The sequence below is a fragment of the Nodosilinea sp. LEGE 07088 genome, from assembly GCF_015207395.1.
Classification (GTDB): domain Bacteria; phylum Cyanobacteriota; class Cyanobacteriia; order Phormidesmidales; family Phormidesmidaceae; genus Nodosilinea.
The window spans coordinates 1-3318 of record NZ_JADEWX010000313.1 but is presented as its reverse complement, the minus strand read 5'-3'; the positions used below and the strand labels follow the sequence as shown (position 1 = coordinate 3318).

2 protein-coding genes are annotated in these 3318 nt (G+C 60.5%); both read right to left on the bottom strand.

Annotation, left to right across the window (positions count from 1 at the left end; all coding sequences use genetic code 11):
• Positions 1-13 precede the first annotated feature (13 nt).
• Positions 14-1030: a zinc-binding alcohol dehydrogenase family protein gene (locus IQ254_RS30355; protein ID WP_193969865.1), complete on the bottom strand. Its 1017-nt coding sequence runs from the start codon at positions 1028-1030 to the stop codon at positions 14-16.
• 138 nt (positions 1031-1168) lie between these two features.
• Entirely contained in the window at positions 1169-2854 is a 1686-nt protein-coding gene (locus IQ254_RS30350; protein ID WP_193969864.1) for a phosphatidic acid phosphatase, read from the bottom strand.
• Between the last annotated feature and the right edge of the window lie 464 nt (positions 2855-3318).

The window sequence follows — 3318 nt, the reverse complement described above, 5'->3', positions numbered from 1 at the left end:
CCCCATCTACTCCCTAACTCCACCCCGCCAACACCAGCTTGCCAATCGTGCGCCCCGACTCCACCTGGGCATGGGCCTGGCGTAGGTTAGCGGCATTGATAGGGGAGAGGGTCTGCCCCAGGGTAGTGCGCAGCTTGCCTGCAGCCACGAGGGCGGCGACTTCGTCGAGCAGGTTGCCCTGGTCAGCCATGTCGGTGGTTTGGTACATGGAGCGGGTGAACATAAACTCCCAGGCAAAGGTGGCGCTTTTATTTTTGAGCAGGTTTAAGTCGAGGGGGTCGCGGTTGCCGACGATGCCGACGATTTTGCCCTGGGGGCGAATCAGCTCTGACATCAGCGACCAGTAGGCATCGGTGTCATTGAAGTTGGCGATGAAATCGACCTCGCGGTGGCCCAATCGGCCCATTTCTTCGAGTAGGGGTTCGTGGTAGTCGACCACGTAGTCGGCCCCCATCTGGGTAGCCCAGACCTGGGATTGAGGCCGCGATGCGGTGGCGATCGCGACCAGACCGGCCAGCTTGGCCAGCTGAATGGCGATCGAGCCGACCCCACCGGCCCCGCCGATGATGAGAATTGAATCCCCTCGATTGCCCCCAGCCCGGTTGATGCCCAGGCGAGTAAACAGCGATTCCCAGGCGGTGATGGTGGTCAGGGGCAGGGCCGCTGCCTCGGCAAAGGAGAGGGTGCTGGGTTTGTGGCCCACAAGGCGCTCATCCACCAGCTGAAATTCGGCGTTGGAGCCGGGCCGGGTGATATCGCCTGCGTAGTAGACGGCATCACCTGGCTTAAACCGGGTGACGGCATTGCCCACGCTTTCTACCAGGCCCGCCGCGTCGTAGCCCAGCACCTTGGGGTGTTCTTCTACCTTGTCCTGGGGCGATCGCACCTTAGCATCTACCGGGTTGACCGACACCGCTTCGACCCGCACCAGCAGATCGTGGCCCCCGGGGGCAGGCTGGGGTAAGTCGATGTCAACGAGCGATCGCGGGTCGCTAACGGGCAAGTATTGGGTAAGGGCAACGGCTTTCATCGCTGGTTCCAACTCAACGTCACGGGTACATACACCACCGATAGCATGGTGTTGCCCCAGCGACATAAAAAAGCCCCGTCGCCCTAAGAGACGACGAGGCTAGAGACTCAGCACACCAAAACTGAGCGATCGCGGCGTCTACACCTCAATCGAGTTGCCGCCAATGCCCTCAAAGGCAAAGGTGCCGACCTGCTCGCGGTAGGTGCAGCGGGTGTCGCGCAGCATGCTGATGGCTAACCGCTCGCCCAGCAGGTTGCCGCCGGTTTCAATGCCGGTGCCGGGGCGATCGAGGCCGACGTTGGGGCCAGAGGCGGTACCATCGGTGCGCCAGTGCATGCCGGCCCCGTCGCGGAACAGGGTGACGTTGGCGATCAGCTTATTCAGCTCGCCGTGGATGGTGAGCCCTGCGCCCCGGTAGTCGGCCAGGCGGGTGCCGCCCTCGACCGGCACCTTGGGGCAGGGGAAGGGGCCATCGGCAAAGTAGGCCTTGGCCACGGTAGCGGCGGCGGCGATGAACGCCGAGTGCCCGCCGGGGTAAGCCGGGTGGGTCGGCGAGCCCTCGGGGTAGGCCATGGGCAACAGCCAGGTGCCTTCGCAGTTGCCCCGGTTGTGGGCAATATTCTGCTGATGGTTGTGCGCATAGATGCGATCGAGCACCTGGGTCTGCCGCCAGACCTCGGCCCCTTCGCCAAATAAGTCGTTGAACTTGGCATCGTGGCAGGGGTTCGCGGCTGAGCTACCCAGTTGGCCGCGCCGAAACAGCTCTAGCCGCTGGGCGTAGACCTCAGGGCGCAGGCGGCGGTGTACACACCACTTCTGGAACCAGGCGTGCTTGAGGGCGTAGACCCCGGCCAGCCCGCTCTGGATGCTGACATCGGGGCCACCCAGGCTGCCAAAGGCGTAGGCGGTGGTGATGTCACGGCCATAGGGGATAGCCGCTGAGGTCTCAGCCCCCAGGCCCAACAGCATGATGGTTGCCCACAACCCCGCCTGATGGGGGAAGTCGATGTGAACCCATTGGCCACCATCGCGCAGGGTGGTGATGCGGCGGCTGCCCTCCAGCAGATCGGTGCCGCTGGGGTTGATGTCGCCGTTGTTGACCCGGTTCCAGGTCTCCAGGTCGGTCATGTAGTCGACCCCGGGCCGAGGATAGCGCTGTACCTGGCTGATGGGCTGGTTGCCAAAGTTAAAGTCTTGCAGTAAAAACTGAGACACATGGGGGCCGACCTGGCAACCCCGGTAGGGGCCTCGAAAAATTGTCTGGGGGGTGCAGACAAAGCCAAACTGGTCGTCAAACCCCAGGGCATTGAGGTCGTCACAGGCGGCTTGGATCAGCCCGCTGTTGGCATATTGGTCAAAGGGCACGTCGCGGCACAGGGCCATCCAGTAGCGCTCGACCATATCCACCGCGGCGTTGCGGCTAGCAAAGGCCGGGGCGGCAGCCATGCGGGCTCCGTTAGAGTCATCCCCCAGGGCTTGATAGGAAAAGGCATTGAGCGGGTTGGCCAGACGGCGAGCCCCGCCGCCCAGCTGCACCTGTTCTAGAGCTTCTTGGGTGCCCGCTTGTAGGGCATCGAGCAGCGATCGCAGCGATGCCGCATCGACCAGACCCTTAGCATCGTGGGCGAGGGCTTTAGTAAAGGTGGCAAAGCCTGGAAAGCCAACCTGCTCAAACCGTTCCTCATCGCCGTTAGTGGGGGGAATCTCTAGGCTAAAGGCATCACAGGCATCGTCGCGCTTGCGATCGCGAATCGCTTTAGCCTCGTTACGGCGGCCTTCATAGTCACGACCGGGCCGTTGTCCATCGGGCGAATAGTAAACCATAGAAATATTCCTCAACAAAGGTGCTTGCAGATTGCCATGGCAGACATTGCCTTTTTCAGGCTCTAAAACAGCTGGAGGCAGCGCCAGGGCAGGCGGCATTTCAGGGGAGAATAGCAGCCGCAAAAATCTGAATATCTTCCTGAAATCCATAGGACAAAAGAGAGTTAATTAGAACTTTTTCCAAAGTTCTCAACCGGGTAGAGCACCACTCAAAGAGCCGTTAAACCCTATTTTCAGGCCACCAATCGGTGTTCCGGAAGGGTGTAACATTTGCAACACATTCAATTTAATTGAGCGCGCCCCAAAACCCCATTACCCGCCCGGGTAATCTTTTTTGGGTAGTGGATTAACGTAAAGGATAGAGAGAAATAAGGCATCGTCGTTGTATTCCTGGATTTTGAGGGAGTAGGCCATATGGAAATCGAGATGACCTGTCCAACCTGTGGGTCTCACGACATTTCCAA

Coding starts and splice junctions, on each gene's coding strand:
- IQ254_RS30350 (WP_193969864.1), bottom strand. CDS start 2,854: ATGGTTTACTATTCGCCCGATGGACAACGGCCCGGTCGTGACTATGAA.
- IQ254_RS30355 (WP_193969865.1), bottom strand. CDS start 1,030: ATGAAAGCCGTTGCCCTTACCCAATACTTGCCCGTTAGCGACCCGCGA.